Here is a 19,892-nt window from a genome sequence, read left to right as displayed (position 1 = left end):
CTAGATGTGGAGCACGGCATAGCCGCGCCAGTCCGACTCCCCCGCACCCCACATCTGAAAACACGACCTAGTCCATTTCGCGGGCCTTGCGGCGCTGCTCCTCGGCGCGCTCGCGGCAGCGCCGCAGGAACTCCGCGTCGGACTCCGGGTCCGTGGCGGCGAAGCGGCCGGGGCGGTCGTACTCGGGGAAGGCGGGCGTGCCGCGTCCAAAAGCCCGCGGCCGGGTGAGCGCCCGCGGCGGACTGCCCGCGACGAGCCAGGCGAGCGAGCCGACGAGCGGGAACAGCAGGACGAGCAGCAGCCAGCCGATCTTCGGCAGGTTGCGGCAGTCCTCCTCGTCGGTGGTGACGCAGTCGACGACGCAGAACAGCCACAGGCCGAAGATGAGGATGCCTGCGAAACCGCCTAGGTAGAACATCGCCTATCCCCCATGCGTGGTACCGGTGCGGCGCAGGGTAGCGGATCGTCCCGCGAGGCGGGAAGAATGCCCGCATGGGGGAACCCGACACCGAGACGCCGCACCCGGCCCGGATCTATGACTACCTGCTCGGCGGCGCCTGCAACTTCGCCGCCGACCGGGCCTTCGCCGAGAAGGTCACCTCGGCGGTGCCCGGGGCGGCGACCGCGGCCCGGATCAACCGCGCCTTCCTCCGCCGCGCCGTCCGTTTCGCCCTGGAGCACGGCGTCGACCAGTTCCTCGACCTCGGCTCGGGCATCCCGACCGTCGGCAACACCCACGAGGTCGCCGAGGGCGCGCGCGTGGTCTACGTCGACCACGACGCGATCGCCGTCGCGCACAGCCGGGAGTGCCTGCGCGAGTGCGCCACCGCCGACATCGTCGCCGCCGACCTGCGCGACAGCGCCGCCGTCCTGGCCGCGGCCCGCTCGCTGCTCGACTTCACCCGCCCGGTCGCCCTGCTGACCGTCGCGGTCCTGCACTTCGTCGACGACGCCGAGGCCGCCCTGGCCCCGTACCGCGCGGCCCTGGCCCCGGGCAGCCTCCTGGCCCTGTCCCACGCCACCCACGACCACGCCTCGGCCGAGGTCGACGAGGCCACGCGCATGTACGCGGCCACCGCGACCCCGGGGGTGACCAGGACGAAAGCCGAGGTCACCGCCCTGCTGGCCGGCCTCGACGTGGTGGCTCCCGGCGTGGTCTGGACCAGCCAGTGGCGCCCGGAGACCCCCGACCCCGACCCGAGGGCCAGCCTGGCCTACGCCGCGGTCGCGCTGGTGCGCTGATCCGGTGACCAGGGTCTTCCTCTGCTACCGGGTGGGCGACGGCCACCACGCCGCCGCGCTGGTGCACCAGGAACTGAGCCGGAAGCTGGGCGCGGAGAACGTCTTCTACGCCAGCGCGAGCGTGCCCGCGGGCACCGAGTTCCGCCAGTTCATCTTCCAGAAGGTGCGCGAGTGCGACGTGTTCCTCGCGCTGATCGGTCCGATGTGGACCACCGTCGCCGACGAGCACGGCAGGCGCAAGCTCGACAACCCGCACGACTGGGTCCGCGAGGAGATCCGGCTCGCGCTGTCGCTGGGCAAGCACGTCGTCCCGGTCCTGCTCGACGCCACCGCCAAGCCGCCCGCCGAGTCCCTGCCCGCGGACATCGCCGCGCTCCTGGGCCGCCACCTCGGGCACTTCCGCGCCGCCTATGCGCGCGCGGACCTCGCCATCCTGTTGGCCTCGCTGAGACCCCGGCGTCGGCGGTGGCCCATCGTCCTCGGCGCCGCTGCCGCCGCCGCGGCCATCGTGACCACCCTGGTCGTCAGCCTCGGCGCCGACCCGCCACTGGCCACCCCGGCGCGCGTGGTCCGCGAGGGCGCGGTCCTGCTCACCGCCTCCCGGGTGCCATGCACGGCGGACGACAGCTACGACAAGATCGACTTCGACTCCGGCCAGCCGGGGCACGGCAAGCAGGCGCAGACCCCCTGCGCCCCGCCGGGCGGCCTCGCCGAGCTGATCCTGGAGGACACCGAAATCCACACCGCCGACACGCCCCGGCTCGTCCTCCTGCCGGGCGCATCGGACCGCGGCCCGATCCGCGAGGACGCCGCCACCTGCGTCGACGCCCTCGCCAACCCGGCGGCCCTGACGCACCGGATCGCGCTGGACCGGCTCGCCGAGGGCAGCGGCGTCTGCGTGCGCACGACCGACCGGGCCGTCGCCGCCGTCGTCGTGACCGCCCCACCCCGCCGCGGCGAGTTGCGCATCGCCTACCGCGTCTGGCAACCCTAGGCCGGCAGGCCGAGTTCCCGGGCGATAAGCATGCGCTGGACCTCGCTGGTGCCCTCGCCGATCTCCAGGATCTTGGCGTCGCGGTAGAAGCGGCCCACGGGTGTCTCGTTCATGAAGCCGTAGCCGCCGAAGACCTGGGTGGCGTCGCGGGCGTTGTCCATCGCGGCGTTGGAGGCGACCAGCTTGGCGATGGCGGCCTCCTTCTTGAACGGCTCCCCGCGCAGCATCTTCGCGGCGGCGGCGTAGTACGCCAGCCGGGCGGTGTGGGCGCGGACCTCCATGTCGGCGATCTTGAACTGGATCGCCTGGTACTCGCCGATGTGCTTGCCGAATGCCTCGCGCTCGCGGGCGTAGCGCAGGCTCTCGTCGACGCAGCCCTGGGCCAGGCCCACCGACAGCGCGGCGATCGCCACCCGTCCTTCGTCCAAAGTGGACAGGAACTGGGCGTAGCCGCGCCCCTCGGCGCCGAGCAGGTTCGACACCGGCACGCGGACGTCGGCGAAGCTCAATTCCCTGGTGTCCGAGGCGCTCCAGCCGACCTTGCTGTACTTCTTGGACACCGTGAACCCGGCGGTGCCCGCGGGGACCAGGATGGCCGAGATCGCCTTGCGGCCGTCGTCACGGGTGCCGGTGACCGCGGTGACCACGACGTGGGAGGTGATGTCGGTGCCGGAGTTGGTGATGAACGCCTTGGACCCGTTGATCACCCACTCGTCGCCGTCGCGGCGGGCGGTGGTGCGGGTGGCGCTCGCGTCGGAGCCGCCGCCGGGCTCGGTCAGGCCGAAGGCGCCCAGCGCCTCGCCGGCGGCCAGGCGCGGCAGCCAGCGCTGCTTCTGCTCCTCGGTGCCGAAGCGGAACAGGGGCATCGCGCCGAGGGAGACGCCCGCCTCCAGCGTGATCGCCACCGACGAGTCGACCCTGGCCAGTTCCTCCAGCGCCAGGCACAGGGCGAAGTAGTCCCCGCCCATGCCGCCGTACTCCTCGGAGATGGGCAGCCCGAACAGGCCCATGCGGCCCATCTTGGCCACGATGTCGTACGGGAACTCGCAGCGCTCGTAGAAGTCCCCGATGACCGGGGCGACCTCCTCGCGGGCGAACTCCTGCACCGTCTTGCGGAGCGCCTCGTGCTCCTCGCTCAGCCTGGTGTCGATCATCGCTCATCCTCCGGTGGGGTCACCACGGCAAGGGTCTGGTTGAGCCCGACCTGCTGGCCGGGGCGCACGCTCAGCTCGGAGACGACACCGTCCGCCGTGGCGGTGATGGTGTGCTCCATCTTCATCGCCTCGACCACGAGCAGCGGCTGCCCCGCGGTCACGGCCTCGCCGACGGCGACCTTGACCACGAGCACCGTGCCCGGCATCGGGCTGGTGATCGGCCCGCCCGCGCCCGCCGCGCCCGCGCCGCCCTCCAGCAGCGAGTGCTCGGCGACGGCCCAGGCGTGCCCGTCGGCGGCCAGCCACAGGGTCTCCCCGTCCAGCGCCCGCGCGAAGCGGAAGTCCCGGTGCCCGAACCGGACCCGCAGCTCACCGTCCACAAGGGACGCCGAGGCGGGCACCGGGTCGGCGTCGCCCACCGCGACGGTCCCCGCCGACGGGCTGACGGTCACCGTGACGTCGCGCTCGCCGCAGGTCAGGCGCAGCGGGATCACCGCGGGCCTGCCGAGGCGCCAGCCCGAGGGCACGTCCCACGGGTCCACGACCGGCCCCGCGGGCCGCATCGCCATCAGCTCGTCCAGCGCGGCGGCGGCGAACACCGCGTCGGGCACCGGCTCGGCGCGGGTCAGCTCGGCCAGGCCGCGCTCGACGAGCTGGGTGTCCATCCGGCCCGCGCGCACCTCGTCGTGGGCCAGCAGCGCGCGCAGGAACGCGATGTTCGTCCTGACCCCGAGCACGGCGGTGTCGGCGAGGGCCAGGGAGAGCCGGTCAAGCGCTTGCGCCCGGTCCGGGGCCCAGGCGATCACCTTGGCGAGCATCGGGTCGTAGTCCGAGCCGACGACCGTGCCCACGTCGAGCCCGGAGTCGACCCGCGCCGAGGGCAGCCGTAGCCCCAAGACGCGCCCGCCGGTCGGCAGGAACCCGGCGGCCGGGTCCTCGGCGTACACCCTGGCCTCCACGGCGTGCCCGTTCAGGCGCACGTCGGCCTGGCCGAACGCCAGCGGCTCCCCCGCGGCCACCCGCACCTGCTGCTCGACCAGGTCCAGCCCGGTGACGCACTCGGTGACCGGGTGCTCGACCTGCAGCCGGGTGTTCATCTCCATGAAGAAGAACTCCTCGGGCCGGTCGGCGGAGACGATGAACTCCACGGTCCCGGCGCCGGTGTAGTCCACCGCGCGGGCCGCCTCCACCGCCGCGGCGCCCATCCGCTCGCGCGTGGGCGGGTCGAGCAGCGGGGACGGCGCCTCCTCGATGATCTTCTGGTGCCTGCGCTGCAGGCTGCACTCGCGCTCGCCGAGGTGCACCACGGTGCCGTGCGCGTCGGCGAGGACCTGGATCTCGATGTGCCGGGGTCGGGCGACGAACCGCTCGATGAGCAGCGTGTCGTCGCCGAAGGAGCCGCGCGCCTCGCGCCGGGCGGACTCGATGGCCGGGCGCAGCCCGTCGAGTTCGGAGACCAGCCGCATCCCCTTGCCGCCGCCGCCCGCCGAGGGCTTGAGCAGCACCGGGAAGCCGATCTCGGCGGCGGCGTCGACGAGGTCGTCGTCGGTCATGCCCGCCTCGGTCCGCCCGGGCACGACCGGCACGCCCGCGGCCATCACCGTCTGCTTGGCGCGGATCTTGTCGCCCATCGCGTCGATCGCGCCCGCGGGCGGCCCGATGAACACCAGGCCCACCTCGGCGCACGCGCGCGCGAACGCCGCGTTCTCGGCGAGGAACCCGTAGCCCGGGTGCACGGCCTGCGCGCCGGTCTCCACCGCGGCGGCGATGACCCGCTCGATGGACAGATAGCTCTCGCGCGCGGCGGCGGGCCCGATGCGCACGGCGGTGTCGGCCTCGCGCACGTGCCGGGCGTCTGCGTCGGCGTCGCTGTAGACGGCCACCGACCGGATTCCCATGCGGCGCAGGGTGGTGATGACGCGGACCGCGATCTCGCCGCGGTTGGCGATCAGAACGCTGGAGAACATGCTCACATCCGGAAGACGCCGTAGCCGACAGGGTCCAGGGGCGCGTTGGCCGCGGCCGACAGCGCCAGGCCGAGCACCTGGCGGGTGTCCGCCGGGTCGATCACGCCGTCGTCCCAGAGTCGGGCGGTGGAGTAGTAGGGGTCGCCCTGGTCCTCGTACTGCTCGCGGATCGGCGCCTTGAACGCCTCCTCGTCCTCGGCGGACCACTCGTCGCCGAGCTGGTCGCGGCGCACGGTCGCCAGCACGGAGGCGGCCTGCTCGCCGCCCATCACCGAGATCCGCGCGTTGGGCCACATCCACAGGAACCGCGGCGAGTACGCCCGCCCGCACATCGAGTAGTTGCCCGCGCCGAACGACCCGCCGATGACCACGGTGAACTTCGGCACCCGCGCGCACGCCACCGCGGTGACCATCTTCGCGCCGTGCTTGGCGATGCCCCCGGCCTCGTAGTCGCGCCCGACCATGAAGCCGGTGATGTTCTGCAGGAACACCAGCGGGATCGAGCGCTGGTCGCACAGCTCGATGAAGTGCGCGCCCTTGAGCGCGGACTCGCCGAAGAGCACGCCGTTGTTGGCGATGATCCCGACCGGGTGGCCGTGGAGGCGGGCGAACCCGGTGACCAGCGTGGTGCCGTACTCCTTCTTGAACTCCCGGAAGCGGCTGCCGTCGACCACCCTGGCGATCACCTCGCGCACGTCGTAGGGCGTGCGCGGGTCGGTGGGCACCACGTTGTACAGCGTCGAGGGGTCGACCCGGGGGGACTCCACCGGCGCGACGTCCCAGGGCCGGGGCGCGCGCGGGCCCAGCGTGGAGACGATGGAGCGGACGACGCGCAGCGCGTGGGCGTCGTCGTCGGCGAGGTGGTCGGTGACCCCGGAGACGCGGGAGTGCACGTCGCCGCCGCCCAGCTCCTCGGCGGTGACGACCTCCCCGGTCGCGGCCTTCACCAGCGGGGGGCCGCCGAGGAAGATCGTGCCCTGCTCGCGGACGATGACGGCCTCGTCGCTCATCGCCGGGACGTAGGCCCCGCCCGCGGTGCAGGAGCCCAGCACGGCGGCGATCTGCGGGATGCCCCTGCCGGACATGGTGGCCTGGTTGTAGAAGATCCGCCCGAAGTGGTCGCGGTCGGGGAACACCTCGTCCTGGCGGGGCAGGAACGCGCCGCCGGAGTCCACCAGGTAGACGCACGGCAGGTGGTTCTGCAGCGCCACCTCTTGAGCGCGCAGGTGCTTCTTGACCGTCATCGGGTAGTACGTGCCGCCCTTGACGGTGGCGTCGTTGGCCACCACGACGCACTCGCGCCCGGACACCCGCCCGACGCCGGTGATGATGCCCGCGGCCGGGGCGTCGTCGCCGTAGAGGCCGGTCGCGGCCAGCGGGGACAGCTCCAGGAAGGGCGAGCCGGGGTCGAGCAGGGCGTCGACCCGGTCGCGGGGCAGCAGCTTGCCGCGCGCCACGTGCCGCTGCCTGGCCTTCGCCGGACCGCCGAGCGCGGCGGCCTCCAGCCGGGCGCGCAGGTCGCCGACGAGTTCGGCGTGCTCCTTGGCGTGGCGCAGGCCGTCGTCGCCCGCCGGGTCGGCGGCGCCGCGCAGGACGGGGGCGTCCATCGGTCTCCTCGCGCTGTTAGCAACCGTTAACTATGCCACTGATGTTAGCGGCCACTAACAACCTCGTCCACCCGTCGCGCGCAAAAGAACCGGGGCCACCTCCCCGCGCTCGCAGAGGTGGCCCCGGCTCCCATCAGCGGGCCTCGGCCCGTGATGGCCCTCAGCCCGTGATGGCCCTCAGGGCGGTGTAGTAACCGCCGCTCTGACCGGCCCGGTTGGGGTGGTAGGACTCATCGACCGGAAACACGATGCTGTTGATCCAGCGGGTGCCGGACGCGCAGATCTCGTGCCCGGCGAAGGCGGACTGGCCGTTGAGGAAGGTGTAGCCGAACGCGGCGGCCCGGCCCGCGATGACCTGGGCCAGCACGTTCGACGAGGTGTTGATGGCCGAGCGCTTGGTCTCGCTGAGGCCGATGGAGCAGGTGCCGCCGATCTGGTAGATCCGCGGGTAGCCCACGACGATCACCCGCGCGGACGGGGCGCGCGAGCGGATCGCGGAGTAGACGGCGTCGAGCCTGCCCGGCAGGGTCGTGCGGGCGAAGTTCTGCGCCTCCTGGTTGCGGGCGACGCAGGTGGAGTCCGAGCCGAAGTTGCAGTCCATCATGACGTCGGCGAACCCGGCGTCGTTGCCGCCGATGGACACCGTGACCAGGGCGGTGTCGGCGGTGACGGCGCTGATCTGGCTGTTGAGCACGTTCGAGGTGACCGCGCCGGAGCAGGCGGCGAAGGAGAATGCCGAGGGCTGCAGGGCGTTGGCCCACAGCTGGGGATAGGCGTAGGCACTGCGCTTGCAGGAACCGCTGGAGCCATAGGTGCCCGCCCCGAGCCCGGAGGAGTAGGAGTCGCCGAGGGCGACGTACTTCCCGGGAGCGGCGTGGGCGGGGACGGTTAACGCGAACAGGGAGCTGACCGCGAGCAGGGACGCGATCAGGAAGCGAGGGACGCGCATGTACTGCCTCCGACGTTGGAGGAGGGGTTTCCCGACAAAGTCATCACTACCAGCTATTAATCAGGTACGGAACTCACCGGTAACCCGTTCACGGTTGCCAGAACTGTGACAAAAGATCTTGAAACGCACGGGTTAGTCGCCGCTAACCTGGCTGCCATACGATGGCCGCGTGTCCGCCACCGCCGAGTCCGCCGAGCCCAAGCCGCCCACCCGCCGCGAGCAGATCCTCGCCGCGGCCGCGGAGCTGTTCGCCCGGCACGGGTTCCACGGAGTGGGCATCGACGACATCGGCTCGGCCGTCGGCATCTCCGGCCCCGCGCTCTACCGGCACTTCCGGTCCAAGGACGCGATGCTCGGGGAGATGCTCACCGCCATCTCCGAGGTCCTGCTCGCGGGCGGGCAGCGCCGCGGCACCGGCTCCGGCGCGCTCGCCGAGCTCGTCCGCTTCCACGTCGACTTCGCCCTGGACAACCCCGCGCTGATCACCGTGCAGGAGCGCAACCTGGGCAACCTGACCGACCCCGACCGCCGCAAGGTCCGCGGCCTGCAGCGCCGCTACGTCGAGATCTGGGTGGAGGTCATCCTCGATGCCGTGCCCCGGCTCAGCGAGCCCAGCGCCCGCGCCGCGGCGCACGCGGTGTTCGGCCTGATCAACTCCACCCCGCACAGCAGGCACCTCGACCGCGAGCAGATGGCCGACCTGCTGACCAGGATGGCGCTGGCCGCGCTGGCCGACGCCCCCGGGGCTCTGTCCGATTCCCCCGCGGGCTGAGTAGCCTGTCGGTCACGGACCGACACGAGGCGAAGCAGGTGCGCCGTGAGCGAACTGGCCGGGCTGACCGGGTGGGTTCCCGAAGGCATCGACATGGAGCGGCCCTCCGCCGCCCGTCTGTACGACTATCTGCTCGGCGGTGGGCACAACTTCGCCCACGACCGCGAGCTGGCGCAGCGGTTCCTGGCCGCGCAGCCCTACGCCCGCGAGATCGCCAGGCACAACCGGGCGTTCCTGCGCCGCGCCGTGCTGCACATGATGGCCGACGGCGTGCGCCAGTTCCTCGACCTCGGCTCGGGCATCCCGACCGTGGGCAACGTGCACGAGATCGCCCAGCAGGCCGACCCGGGGGCGCGGGTGGTCTACGTCGACTACGAGGAAGTCGCCTTCGCCCACTCCTCGCTGATGCTCGCCGACAACCCGCTGGCCACGATCGTGCAGGCCGACCTGACCGAGCCCTCGCGCATCCTGGAGCACCGCGACACCCGGGAGATGCTGGACTTCACCGAGCCGGTCGGGCTGCTCATGGTCGGGGTGTTCCACTTCGTCGCCCCCGAGCGCGACCCCGCGCGCATCGTCGCGCGGTACCGCGACGCCTGCGCCCCGGGCAGCCACCTGGCCTTCTCGCAGTTCACCTCCGACTTCATGCCCACGGAGATGGAGCGGGCCGTCGAGGTGATGAAGACCAGCCGCGACCCGCTGTACCCGAGGACGCGCGCGGAGATCACCGCGCTGTTCGCCGGGTTCGACCTCGCCGAGCCCGGCGTGGTGCCGACCGCGCTGTGGCGGCCGGACCCCGGCCTCGACGACGGCGGCGACCCGGCCAGGGCGGGGATCTACGCGGGTGTCGGCCGCAAGCGCTGACCCTGCGGGGACCGGTGTGCCGCGGGGCCGCGACGAGCGGGTCCGGGCCTGGGTGCGCGTGGTCGCCGAGACCGTCTACGTCCCGCACGACTCCGCCGAGGTCACCCGGTTCCTCAGCACCCAGCTCGACATCCTCGGCGAGGCCATCACCGCCCCGGAGCCGGGGTTCGACCCTGAGGTGGGCGCGGCCGTCGGGGCCGCCCTGGTCGACTTCGGCCTGACCGGCGAGAACACCCTGCGCCGCAGCGTCGCGCTGCTGGTGGAGGAGATGCTCGGGGTGGGCGCGACCGCGGAGCGGGTGGCCCACCTGGCCGCGGCGCTGGCCAGCGGCTACTCCGACGCGCTGCGCCGCCGCACCCTCGATCAGCAGGAGAACATGAAGCTGGCCCTGCTGACGGCCAAGAAGCGCGCCGACCGCGACCGGCGCCTCACCGAGAACCGCTTCCGCGAGGTGTTCACCAGCTCGGCCGTCGGCATCGCCATCACCGACCCCGACGGGTGGTTCCTGGAGGTCAACCCGGCGCTGGTGGAGATCATGGCCTGCGAGCCGGAGGACCTGGTCGGCCGCGCGCTGGCGGAGTTCATCTCCCAGGATTCGGAGGAGCCGCCGCTGGTCGGCCTGCTGGACCGCCGCCCCGACCGGCACCGGCTGCTGCGCTGGAACGGCGAGACGGCGTGGGTGTTCCTCTCGACCTCGGTGGTGCGCGAGGAGGGCGAGGCGGTGTACCAGGTGGCGATGGTGCAGGACCTCAGCGAGCAGGAGCTGCTGCAGGGCAGGCTCAACCACCAGCTGCTGCACGACGCGCTGACCGGCCTGGCCAACCGGGTGCACTTCCACTCGCGCCTGGAGACCGTGCACGCGCAGTGCGCGCCGACGGACTCCCTGACCCTGCTGTGCCTGGACCTGGACGCCTTCGGGCTGGTCAACACCACCCACGGGTACGCCGTCGGCGACGAGATGCTGCGCACGGTGGGCGACCGGCTCACGGCGCTGTTCGCCGGGGAGACCGCGCTGGTGGCGCGGACCGGCGGCGACGAGTTCGCCGTGCTGGTGCGCGACGGGCCCGACACGCCACCGCCGTCCGGCCTGGTGGAGATGGTGCAGACCGAGCTGGGCGAGCCGGAGTACCACGGGCAGACCGGCATCGCGGTGAACGCCACCGTCGGGGTCGTGCGGACCACGCCCGCGGCGATGTCCAGCGTGGAGCTGTTCCGGGCGGCCGAGGCGGCGCTGCGGCGGGCGCGGGCCACCGGCAGGCGCCAGTGGGCCGAGCACGACGCGCGGCTGGACAAGCGGGCTCGGGTGGTCGGGCGGGCCGCGACCGGGCTGCCGGGCGCCTGGGAGAACGGCGACCTCACGGTGGCGTACTCCCCGGTGGCGCGGTTGTCGGACCGGCGGGTGGTCCGGGCGCAGGCGCTGCCGCACTTGACGGGCGCGCGGCGGGCGACCGGCGCGCCGACGGTGGCGGAGCTGGCCGAGCTGACCGGGCTCTCGGCAGCGCTGGGCCCGTGGCTGCTGGCCGACGTCGCCGCCCGGCTGCCGGTGTGGTGGTCGCTGTTCGCGCCCGTGGCGGGGGACCGGCCGGTGCACCGGGTGCTGCTGACCGCGCTGCAGTCCGCCGACGAGAACCTCGCGGGCGCGGTCACCAGGGCGGTGGCCGATTCCGGGGTGGCGCCCGCGCTGCTGGAGATCGGCCTGGACACCCGGACGGTGCTCGCCGGGCGTGGCGACGCGCAGGACAACCTGCGGACTTTGAGCGACATCGGGGTGTCCACCGCGCTGCACGGGTTTGGCGGCGGGCCCCGCGAGGTAGCTGTCGTCGAGCGGTTCGGTGTGCGCGCGGTCGTGCTCGCCGATCCGTTCGAGGGCTGGCGGCCGGACTGGCTGCCGCACGACAGCGTGCCGGTCGCCTGCACGCTCACGCTCGTGGCCCGGCTGTCCGGCATGGGTGTCGACGTCGGGGTGCTGGGCGTGCGCGACGCGGCGGAGGCGAGCTGGTGGGCGGCGGCCGGGGCGGTCACCGGCGAGGGCCCGGCCTTCGGCGAGCCCACCGGTCTCGACGACCTGGTGGCGCTGCTCCGCACGACCAAGTGAGCGATTCACCCGGTGCTGATCTCCCCTCCGGGCAGCCGACTGTTGCAGGATGAGGTGGTGGTGGAGCCCCAACGCGAACCGGACCCCCAGCGCCGCGCGCGGCTGATCAGCGCGGCGTCGACGGCGCTGTCCGCCATGCGCGCGGGGCACGACGACGGCGCCCTCGACGTGGTGGCCGACGCCGTCGACGCCGCCCCCAACAGCCACACCGACGCCCGCGAGCTGATGCTGCTGCTGTTCAGCGAGTGCAGCACGATGGTCGCCGCGCTCGGCTCGGGCGGCACGGCCCCGGTGAAGATGCAGGTCTTCGACGACGAGGGCCGCGAGGTGCCCATCGACGAGGCCGACCCGCCGGTGCGCACCGCGGTGCGGACCCTGCTGGCCGAGGTCCACGGCGACACCGACGGCGCGGCGGCGCAGATCGAGATCGCCCTGTCGAGCGCTGATCCCGATGAGATGGCGCTGCTGGTCGCCCAGGCGCTGCGGTGGACGCTGCGGCTGTCGGAGGAGTGCGTGAACCGGGATCTCCCGGTGCCGGAGTGGATCTTGGCGTCCTGAGGCGTCCACTGTGGATGTTGACGCGGGGCGCTCCGGCGGGTGACGATCCCCGGATGCGTCGTGCCGCCGTACTGCTGCTGTCCGTGCTCGGCCTGTCCACCCTGCCCGGCGCCGCCGTCGCCGCGCCCGGTCCGCACTACGTCGCCCTGGGCGACTCCTACGCCTCCGGTCCGGGCATCCCCGCCCAGACCGGCACGCCTGCGGGCTGCGCGCGCTCGGACCACAACTACCCCGCCCTGCTGGCGCGGTGGCTGCGGGTCGCGAGCTTCACCGACGTCACCTGCGGCGGGGCCCAGACCAAGGACATGTTCGCCCCGCAGGCGGTCTCCGGCGGGGCCAACCCGGCGCAGCTGGACGCGGTGACGCGGCGGGCCGACCTGGTCACGGTCACCATCGGCGGCAACGACATGGGCTTCGGGGAGATCCTGCAGACCTGCGGCCGCCTCGGGGCGGGCGACCCGACCGGCGCGCCCTGCGAGGCGCACTACACCGCGGGCGGCACCGACGTCCTCACCGACCGGATCGACGCCGTCGCCGACCGGGTCGCCGCGGTGCTGGCCGAGGTGCACCGGCGGGCCCCGCGCGCGGAGGTCGTGCTGGTCGGGTACCTGCGCATCCTGCCGTCGGGGAACGGCTGCTGGCCCGCCGTCCCGTTCGCCGCGGGCGACACCGCGTACTTCGACGGGACCGGCCGCCTGCTCAACGAGACGCTGGAGCGGGTGGCCAAGGAGTCCGGCGCGGCCTTCGTCAACCCGTACCGGTACTCCACCGGCCACGACGCCTGCGCGCCGCCCACCCGCCGCTGGGTCGAGCCGCTGGTGCCCGCCAACCCGGCCGCCCCGATCCACCCGAACGCGCGCGGCATGGCCGTCACCGCCGCACTCACGCTGGTGACCACGCTGCTGAAGTAGAGCCGCAATTCGGATTGGTCAACCGTTCGCGTGGTCTTTTGTCCGGGCGGCCAAAGAATCCACTGGCGGATTGACAGTGATCGGGGACACACCCCAGCATCAGTTTACCTACCGGCCAGTAAAACAATGAGGTCACCGATGCCGCGGACCCTGTGGGCCGTTGTCCCCGCCCTGCTCGCCGCCACCCTTCTCACCCCTCCCGCGACCGCCGACACCGGCTACCAGCGCTACGTCGCCCTCGGCGACTCCTTCGCCGCCGTCGGCACGCTCACCAACATCCGCACCGACCCGATCGGCTGCGCGCGGGCCACCGACAACTACCCCGCAGGCCTCGCCGCCCGGCTCCAGCCCGCCGCCTTCGTCGACGTCAGCTGCGGCGGCGCCCGCATCCGCGACCTCACCAGCCCGCAGGACGTCGCGTTCGGCCCCAACCCGGCGCAGTTCGACGCGCTCACCGCCGCCACCGACCTGGTCACCGTGTCCATCGGCGGCAACGACGTCGGCTTCGGCGAGATCATCGGCACCTGCGCCCGGCTCAGCGTCACCAACCCCTTCGGCGCGCCCTGCCAGGCGCACTACACCGCGGGCGGGCGCGATGTCCTCGCCGAGCGGGTCGCCGAGCTGGGGCCGCGGATCGCCGAGGTGGTCGGCCAGATCCGCGCGCGGTCCCCGCAGGCCGACATCGTGGTCGTCGGCTACCTGCGCATCCTGCCGCCGCGCGGCGGGTGCTGGCCGCTGGTGCCGATCAGCTACGGCGACGTGCCGTACTTCGCGCGCGTCCAGGACCGGCTCAACGCCACGATCGGGGAATACGCGAGCGGCGCGGGCGCGACGTTCGTCAACCCGGGCGTCACCACCGGGCACGACGTCTGCCAGCTCCCGCACGTCAAGTGGGTCGAGGGCCTGGTGCCGACCTCGCTGTCGGTGCCGGTGCACCCGAACGCGCGCGGGCAGGCCCACGTAGCCTCGATCACCGCCGCCGCCATCGGCTGACCCCTCATCCGGCGCGGGGGCCGGAGGTGGGCGACATGATCAGCGTGCGGGGCGTGGTCGACCGGGTGGGGCCGACGCTGCTGCGGGCGGCCGTGCCCGGCGAGCGGCAGGTCGCCGACGTCGTCATCGCCGAGGCGGGCAAGCCGGTCGCGGCCGGGGACCTGGTGCTCGGCGTCGCCGTCGGGACCACCGCCGACGCCCTCGACCTGGTCAGGCAGGCCCGCGACGCCGCCGCCGTGCTGCTCAAGCCCCCGCACGCGGCCCGCGGCGCGATCAGGTCCGCCGCCGAGAAAGCGGGCGTCGCGCTCGTCGAGGTGCACACCGGCACCTCGTGGGCGCAACTGGTGTGGCTGCTGCGCTCGGTGCTCGACGCCGCCGCCGACGACGAGACCGACGCGGGCCCGGAGTTCGGCGACCTGTTCCGGCTGGCCGACGTCGCCGCGGCGGTGGTCGACGCGCCGGTCACCATCGAGGACGCCAACTCCCGGGTGCTGGCCTACTCCGCCCGCCAGGACCGCACCGACCCGGCCAGGGTCTCCACGATCATGGGCCGCCGGGTGCCCGACGAGGTGCTGGCCAAGTTCCGCTCGCGCGGGGTGTTCCGCGAGCTGAGCCGGGGCCGCACGGCGATCTTCGTGCCCGCCCAGCGCGACGGCACGCTGCCCAGGCTGATCGTGCCGATCCGGATGGGCGGGGAGCTGCTGGGCTCGATGTGGGCGGTCGTCCCGGGCCCGGTGCCCGAGGAGCGCGCCGCCGCCTTCGCCGACGCCGCCCCGGTCGTGGCCCTGCACCTGCTGCGCCGCAGGGCCCGCGAGGACGCCGAGCGCCGCCGCAGCGCCGAGCTGGTGCGCGCGGCGCTGGAGGGCACCGGCAGCGGCAGGCTGGCCGCCGCCGAGCTGGACCTCGCCGACGTGGCCCACCGGGTGGTCGCCGTGGACGTGCCCGCGGGCGAGGGTGGGCGGCTGGCGCTGCTGGAGCGGCTGACCGAGGGCATCGGCAGGCGCCCGGCGATCACCGACCTGCACGGCCTGCTCTACGCCGTGGTCCCCGACACCGACGGCTGGCCCGCGCTGCGCGACGCGCTGCCCGAGGGGGTGCTCGTCGCCGCGGGCACCCCGGTCGAGGTCGCCGAGCTGGCCCGCTCCCGGGCCGAGGCCGACGAGGCGCTGACCCTGCTGCGCGCGGGCCTGGTGCCCGGCCCGGTGGCCGTGCACGACGAGGTGTGGGCGGTGCTGGTGCTGCACCGCGCCGCCGTGGCCTCGGGCGCGGTGGTCACCGTCGGCCCGCTGGGACGGCTGCGGGCCGCCGACGACAGCTGGTACGTCGACACCCTCTACGAATGGCTGCGCCACCCCGGGGACCCGCGCGCCGCCGCGGCGGCCCTGAGCATCCACCCCAACACCCTGCGGTACCGGATGGCGCGGGTGTCCGACGTGGTGGGCGCGGACCTGGGCGACCCGGACGTGCGGCTGGCCCTGCTCGTCCAACTGGTCACCCTGCGATGGCGCTGACTGTGCCGTCAGCACTATGGAAACGGCATGATCTCGTTCCCGGCGGACGATGACAGTCACTCTGGGTTGCGCGACGGTGGTCTACGACACCCGCCTGGCACAGAGAGGACGACCCGGTGAAGATCGCCGTTCCCCGTGAGATCAAGAACCACGAGTACCGGGTGGCCCTCACCCCCGCGGGCGCCCACGAGCTGACCAGCCGCGGCCACCAGGTCGTGGTGGAGGCAGGCGCCGGTGCCGGGTCGGCCATCCCGGACGACCAGTACCTCGCCGCGGGCGCGAAGGTGCTGGCCGGCGCCGATGACGTGTGGGCCGAGGGCGACCTCGTGCTCAAGGTCAAGGAGCCCATCGCCGAGGAGTACCCGCGGCTGCGCGCGGGCCAGACCCTGTTCACCTACCTGCACCTGGCCGCCGACGAGGCGCTGACCCGCGCGCTGATGGCCGCGGGCACCACCGCGGTGGCCTACGAGACCGTGCAGAACACCACCGGCGCGCTGCCGCTGCTGGCGCCGATGTCGGAGGTGGCGGGCAGGCTGGCCCCGCAGGTCGGCGCGTTCGCGCTGATGCGCCCCTCCGGCGGCCGCGGCGTGCTGCCCGGCGGCGTGCCCGGCGTGCTGCCCGCGCGGGTCGTGGTGATCGGCGGCGGCGTCGCGGGGGTCAACGCGGCCACGATCGCGCTGGGCATGGGCGCCGACGTGCAGGTGCTCGACACCAATGTGGACCGCCTGCGCCAGATCGACGGCCAGTTCAACGGCCGCGTCCGCACGGTGACCTCGACCCGCTACGCCATCGAGGAAGCCGCCCGCGAGGCCGACCTGGTCATCGGCGCGGTGCTGGTGCCCGGCGCCAAGGCGCCCAAGCTGATCAGCAACGCGCTGGTCGCGCAGATGCAGCCCGGCTCGGTGCTGGTGGACATCGCCATCGATCAGGGCGGCTGCTTCGAGGACTCCCACGCCACCACGCACGCCGACCCGACCTATTCGGTACACGAATCGGTCTTCTACTGCGTGGCCAACATGCCCGGCGCCGTGCCGCGCACGTCGACCTTCGCCCTGACCAACGTCACCCTCCCCTACGCCGTCGCGCTGGCGGACAAGGGCTGGAACCAGGCCCTGCGCCAGGACCGCGCGCTGGCCCTCGGCCTGAACACCCACGCGGGGACGGTGACCAACGAGCCGGTCGCCGCCGCGCACGGGCTGACCCACACACCGGTCGAGATGGCATTGGCCTGAGAAGAAAGCAAAGGGCGGCCCGCTCAACCAGCCTGGGGGTCACTGGGAGCGGGCCGCCGTCTATAGCTTAGGCACAAACGAGACGGAGCGCTGCATCGGGGGCCGATTTCGCCGGTAATAGTTCTCCACCAGTTATGACACCAACGGGTGAGAAGTTCGACAGGTGAGTGAATTCACCCCACTGCCGCTACGGATCGCGGTCACCGAGGCCGATACCAAGACGGTGACGGAGCCTCGCTGGAACATTGGGTGCCGCGACCCCTTCGGCCGTGACCGCGCGGTCACGGTGCTGATCGAGTCCGACCTGGTGCTCATCGTGCCGCCGCCGGGCGCGTCCGCGGTGCTCTCCGCCCAGCAGACCCGGTCCCTGGGCGCGGCACTCGGGCAGGCGGCCGTGGAAGTCGGCCAGCGCGGATGAGCGCCGAGGACGGCGATGCCGACATGCGCGCGGCGGTCATGCACCGGCTCGCGATGCTCGACGACGCCGCCGACCGCGCCGACGAGCGCACGCTGCTGCCGTTGGCGCGCAGCGAGATCAGCCGCCTGGTCGACGGCTGGCGCCTGCTGCTGACCGTGCACCACCCCGACGCCGACAGCCGCTGCCAGGCGTGCCCGGCCGGGTTCCGCGCCAAGCGCTGGCCGTGCCAGGTCTGGCGGATGGCCCACGACCACCTCATCGGCGACGGCCCCGCGCGCGCTCGCACCGGGTTCGCGCGGCGTCACCGGCGGTGATCTCGCCGGTCCTCCCACGGGGACCGCTGGGCATGGGGCAAGATGGCCGCCACGACATGCCAGGCGATCGGGAGGGCCCGTGCAGGACGGTAGCGGTCGCATCGTGGTGCAGAACCTGACGAAGAACTTCGGTTCGGTGGCCGCGGTGCAGAACCTGAGCTTCCACGTGGAGCCGGGTTCGGTGACAGGGTTCCTCGGGCCCAACGGGGCGGGGAAGACCACGACGCTGCGGATGCTGCTCGGTTTGGTCCGCCCGACCGCCGGGTTCGCGACGATCAACGGACAGCCCTTCTCCGGGCTGGGAAACCCCGGGCGGGTGGTCGGCGCGGTGCTGGAGGCGCAGGGCTTCCACCCCAAGCGCTCGGCGCTCAACCACCTGCGGGTGTACTGCTCGGCGATGGGCCTGCAGGACCGCCGCGCCGACGAGGTGCTGCACCTGGTCGGGCTGGCCGCCACCGCCAACCGCGCGGTGGGCGGGTTCTCCCTGGGCATGAAGCAGCGCCTGGCACTGGCCACGGCGCTGCTCGGCGACCCGCAGGTGCTGGTGCTCGATGAGCCCGCCAACGGCCTGGACCCGGAGGGCATCGCCTGGTTGCGCTCGTTCCTGCGGTCCTTCGCCGCGTCCGGGCGGACGGTGCTGATCTCCAGCCACCTGCTGGCCGAGATCGAGCAGACCATCGACCAGGTGGTCATCATCAGCCGCGGGCAGACGATGTTCTACGGGATGCTCGACGACCTGCGCCGCTCGCAGCAGACCCGGGTGATCGTGCAGCCCGCCGATCCCGCCGCGCTGGTCACCGCGCTGCAGGAGGCCGGGATCAGCGGCATCCAGCCGACCGGCGACGGCCGGGTGGCCATCGCCGACGCCACCGCCCAGCAGATCGGCGACGTCGCGGCGAAGGCCGGGGTGGCGCTGTACGGGGTGCAGGAGGAGCGCGTCGACCTGGAGCAGCTGTTCTTCCGGCTGACCAGCGGCCAGTACGCCGCACCGCCGCAGGTGCAGTACGGCACGCCGCCGCAGGTCGGCTACACGCCGCCGCAGGGATACCAGCAGCAGGGATACCAGCAGCCCGGGTACCAGCCCGATTATCAGCAGCCCTCGCCTTACCAGCAGCAGGGCTACCAGGCGCAGCAGTCGGGCTACCACAAGCCCGTGCAGCCGGGCTACCAGTCCGGCTACCAGCAGCCCCCGCAGCACTCGGGCTACCACCAGCCGGTCCAGCAGCCCGGCTACCAGCCGCCCGCGCAGGAGTCCGGCTACCAGCAGCCCTCGCCTTACCAGCCGCCGTCGGCGCCGCCCGCGCCCGAGGCCAAGCCGGAGTCCAACGAGCAGGGGGGTAACGCCTGATGGGCAGGCTGATCAGCGCGGAGTTCCGCAAGATCACCACCACGAAACTGTGGTGGGCACTGATGATCCCGGCTTTCCTGCTGGCGTTCGGCTGGGCGTGGGGCGCCGCCGCGCTGACCACCGAGCTCATCTCCGAGGCCATGGACGAGCCGCTGATCCAGGACACCAGGGTGCCGCTGGACGAGTTCTCCTGGTCGGTGATCGCGCTCTCGCGCGCGGTCAACTTCGCCTCGATCTTCCCGATGATCTTCGGCGCGCTCGGCCTCGCGAACGAGCTGAGCCGCAAGACCATCACCACGACCTTCCTCACCGCCGCCTCCCGCACCTCGGTGCTGGGCGCGAAGGCCATCACCTACGCGCTGTGGGGCGTGATCTACGGCCTGCTGATCGGCCTGGGCGCCAGCCTCGGCGTGCTCGTCGGGTCGGACTCGAGCCTGCTGCCCGAGGGCGGGCAGTGGTTCGTCATCCTGCTCTCGGGCGTGTTCATGTGTGCCCTGTGGACGCTGCTGGGTCTCGGTGTCGGCGCGCTGCTGGGCTCCCCGGTGGGCGCCCTGGTGCTGCTGCTGATCTACGCGCTGATCGTCGGCCCGTTCGGCGAGGTGGTGCTGCTGGCGGTCACCGAGTGGCAGAACCTGCCCGGCATCCTGCCCAACGGCTCGGCCAACGGCATGACCGGCTCGACGGCGGCGGCGCTGCTGTTCGACCAGGTGCAGTCCATCGTGCTCGACCAGGGCGGCACGCCCGCCAGCGACGAGGACAGGGACAGCTTCGAGCAGGTGGTCCGGGTGATCGCGGGCGCGCCGGGGGCGTTCTCGCCGTGGCTCAGCGGGCTGGTGTTCGCCGCGTGGTCGGCCCTGTTCGTCGGGATCGGCATGGCCCGCAACGCCGGGCGCGACATCACCTGAGTTGTCCACAGGCCGCGAGAAAGGGTGGCGGGCACGTCGGGGGCTCGGCCTAATGTGG

The 19,892-nt window shown here is 73.0% G+C and carries 19 protein-coding genes; 14 read left to right on the top strand and 5 right to left on the bottom strand.

The window, feature by feature from the left end; translation table 11 throughout:
• Positions 1-67: 67 nt before the first annotated feature.
• Complete coding sequence (locus ACTG9Q_RS04895; protein ID WP_455571395.1) at positions 68-418, bottom strand: PLDc N-terminal domain-containing protein; 351 nt, start codon at positions 416-418, stop codon at positions 68-70.
• Positions 419-492: 74 nt separating this feature from the next.
• Between ACTG9Q_RS04895 and ACTG9Q_RS04890 the strand changes: the two genes are divergently transcribed.
• Together ACTG9Q_RS04890 and ACTG9Q_RS04885 are read left to right on the top strand one after the other, a co-directional pair.
• Positions 493-1,242, top strand: coding sequence for an SAM-dependent methyltransferase (locus ACTG9Q_RS04890; protein ID WP_455571394.1), 750 nt, complete (start codon positions 493-495; stop codon positions 1,240-1,242).
• A 4-nt stretch (positions 1,243-1,246) separates the two neighbouring features.
• Entirely contained in the window at positions 1,247-2,236 is a 990-nt protein-coding gene (locus ACTG9Q_RS04885) for a toll/interleukin-1 receptor domain-containing protein (RefSeq protein ID WP_455571393.1), read from the top strand.
• On the opposite strand, the gene ACTG9Q_RS04880 is transcribed toward ACTG9Q_RS04885, so the two are convergent.
• From ACTG9Q_RS04880 to ACTG9Q_RS04865, 4 genes are all read right to left on the bottom strand, one after another.
• Positions 2,233-3,390: an acyl-CoA dehydrogenase family protein gene (locus tag ACTG9Q_RS04880; protein WP_455571392.1), complete on the bottom strand. Its 1,158-nt coding sequence runs from the start codon at positions 3,388-3,390 to the stop codon at positions 2,233-2,235. The two genes, ACTG9Q_RS04885 and ACTG9Q_RS04880, sit on opposite strands and share 4 nt — an antisense overlap.
• The gene (locus ACTG9Q_RS04875) at positions 3,387-5,357 is read right to left on the bottom strand and encodes an acetyl/propionyl/methylcrotonyl-CoA carboxylase subunit alpha (protein WP_455571391.1); all 1,971 of its coding nucleotides are present in this window, start codon (positions 5,355-5,357) and stop codon (positions 3,387-3,389) included. Before ACTG9Q_RS04875 ends, ACTG9Q_RS04880 begins: the two co-directional genes overlap by 4 nt.
• Positions 5,358-5,359: 2 nt before the next feature.
• Positions 5,360-6,964 (bottom strand): carboxyl transferase domain-containing protein, encoded by a 1,605-nt coding sequence (locus tag ACTG9Q_RS04870; protein WP_455571390.1) that lies wholly within the window; start codon positions 6,962-6,964, stop codon positions 5,360-5,362.
• Positions 6,965-7,124: 160 nt separating this feature from the next.
• Positions 7,125-7,913: an SGNH/GDSL hydrolase family protein gene (locus ACTG9Q_RS04865; RefSeq protein WP_455571389.1), complete on the bottom strand. Its 789-nt coding sequence runs from the start codon at positions 7,911-7,913 to the stop codon at positions 7,125-7,127.
• Between the two features lie 169 nt (positions 7,914-8,082).
• On the opposite strand from ACTG9Q_RS04865, the gene ACTG9Q_RS04860 reads away from it, so the two are divergent.
• The 12 genes from ACTG9Q_RS04860 to ACTG9Q_RS04805 all read left to right on the top strand — a co-directional run bounded on the left by ACTG9Q_RS04860 (position 8,083) and on the right by ACTG9Q_RS04805 (position 19,834).
• Positions 8,083-8,685: an SACE_7040 family transcriptional regulator gene (locus tag ACTG9Q_RS04860; protein WP_455571388.1), complete on the top strand. Its 603-nt coding sequence runs from the start codon at positions 8,083-8,085 to the stop codon at positions 8,683-8,685.
• A 54-nt stretch (positions 8,686-8,739) separates the two neighbouring features.
• A complete protein-coding gene (locus ACTG9Q_RS04855) occupies positions 8,740-9,549 on the top strand; it encodes an SAM-dependent methyltransferase (RefSeq protein ID WP_455572012.1) in 810 nt (269 codons plus the stop codon).
• 16 nt (positions 9,550-9,565) lie between these two features.
• On the top strand, positions 9,566-11,644 hold the full coding sequence (locus ACTG9Q_RS04850) for a diguanylate cyclase domain-containing protein (protein ID WP_455571387.1): 2,079 nt from the start codon (positions 9,566-9,568) through the stop codon (positions 11,642-11,644).
• 135 nt (positions 11,645-11,779) lie between these two features.
• Positions 11,780-12,202 (top strand): hypothetical protein, encoded by a 423-nt coding sequence (locus ACTG9Q_RS04845; protein WP_455572011.1) that lies wholly within the window; start codon positions 11,780-11,782, stop codon positions 12,200-12,202.
• 53 nt (positions 12,203-12,255) lie between these two features.
• Positions 12,256-13,113 carry an SGNH/GDSL hydrolase family protein gene (locus ACTG9Q_RS04840; protein ID WP_455571386.1) on the top strand — a complete coding sequence of 286 codons (858 nt, stop codon included), beginning with the start codon at positions 12,256-12,258 and terminating at the stop codon, positions 13,111-13,113.
• A 138-nt stretch (positions 13,114-13,251) separates the two neighbouring features.
• Complete coding sequence (locus tag ACTG9Q_RS04835; protein ID WP_455571385.1) at positions 13,252-14,106, top strand: SGNH/GDSL hydrolase family protein; 855 nt, start codon at positions 13,252-13,254, stop codon at positions 14,104-14,106.
• 35 nt (positions 14,107-14,141) lie between these two features.
• Positions 14,142-15,617 carry a PucR family transcriptional regulator gene (locus tag ACTG9Q_RS04830; RefSeq protein WP_455571384.1) on the top strand — a complete coding sequence of 492 codons (1,476 nt, stop codon included), beginning with the start codon at positions 14,142-14,144 and terminating at the stop codon, positions 15,615-15,617.
• Between the two features lie 116 nt (positions 15,618-15,733).
• Positions 15,734-16,849 carry an alanine dehydrogenase gene (ald, locus tag ACTG9Q_RS04825; protein WP_455571383.1) on the top strand — a complete coding sequence of 372 codons (1,116 nt, stop codon included), beginning with the start codon at positions 15,734-15,736 and terminating at the stop codon, positions 16,847-16,849.
• 163 nt (positions 16,850-17,012) lie between these two features.
• Entirely contained in the window at positions 17,013-17,267 is a 255-nt protein-coding gene (locus ACTG9Q_RS04820; protein ID WP_455571382.1) for a hypothetical protein, read from the top strand.
• Positions 17,264-17,581, top strand: coding sequence for a hypothetical protein (locus tag ACTG9Q_RS04815; RefSeq protein ID WP_455571381.1), 318 nt, complete (start codon positions 17,264-17,266; stop codon positions 17,579-17,581). Before ACTG9Q_RS04820 ends, ACTG9Q_RS04815 begins: the two co-directional genes overlap by 4 nt.
• 79 nt (positions 17,582-17,660) lie before the next feature.
• Positions 17,661-18,929: an ABC transporter ATP-binding protein gene (locus ACTG9Q_RS04810; RefSeq protein WP_455571380.1), complete on the top strand. Its 1,269-nt coding sequence runs from the start codon at positions 17,661-17,663 to the stop codon at positions 18,927-18,929.
• A complete protein-coding gene (locus tag ACTG9Q_RS04805; protein WP_455571379.1) occupies positions 18,929-19,834 on the top strand; it encodes an ABC transporter permease in 906 nt (301 codons plus the stop codon). The genes ACTG9Q_RS04810 and ACTG9Q_RS04805 overlap by 1 nt, the downstream gene beginning before the upstream one ends.
• The last annotated feature ends 58 nt before the right edge of the window (positions 19,835-19,892 follow it).

Source organism: Actinokineospora lacus, assembly GCF_053813445.1.
This window is presented reverse-complemented; position numbering and strand designations above follow the sequence as displayed.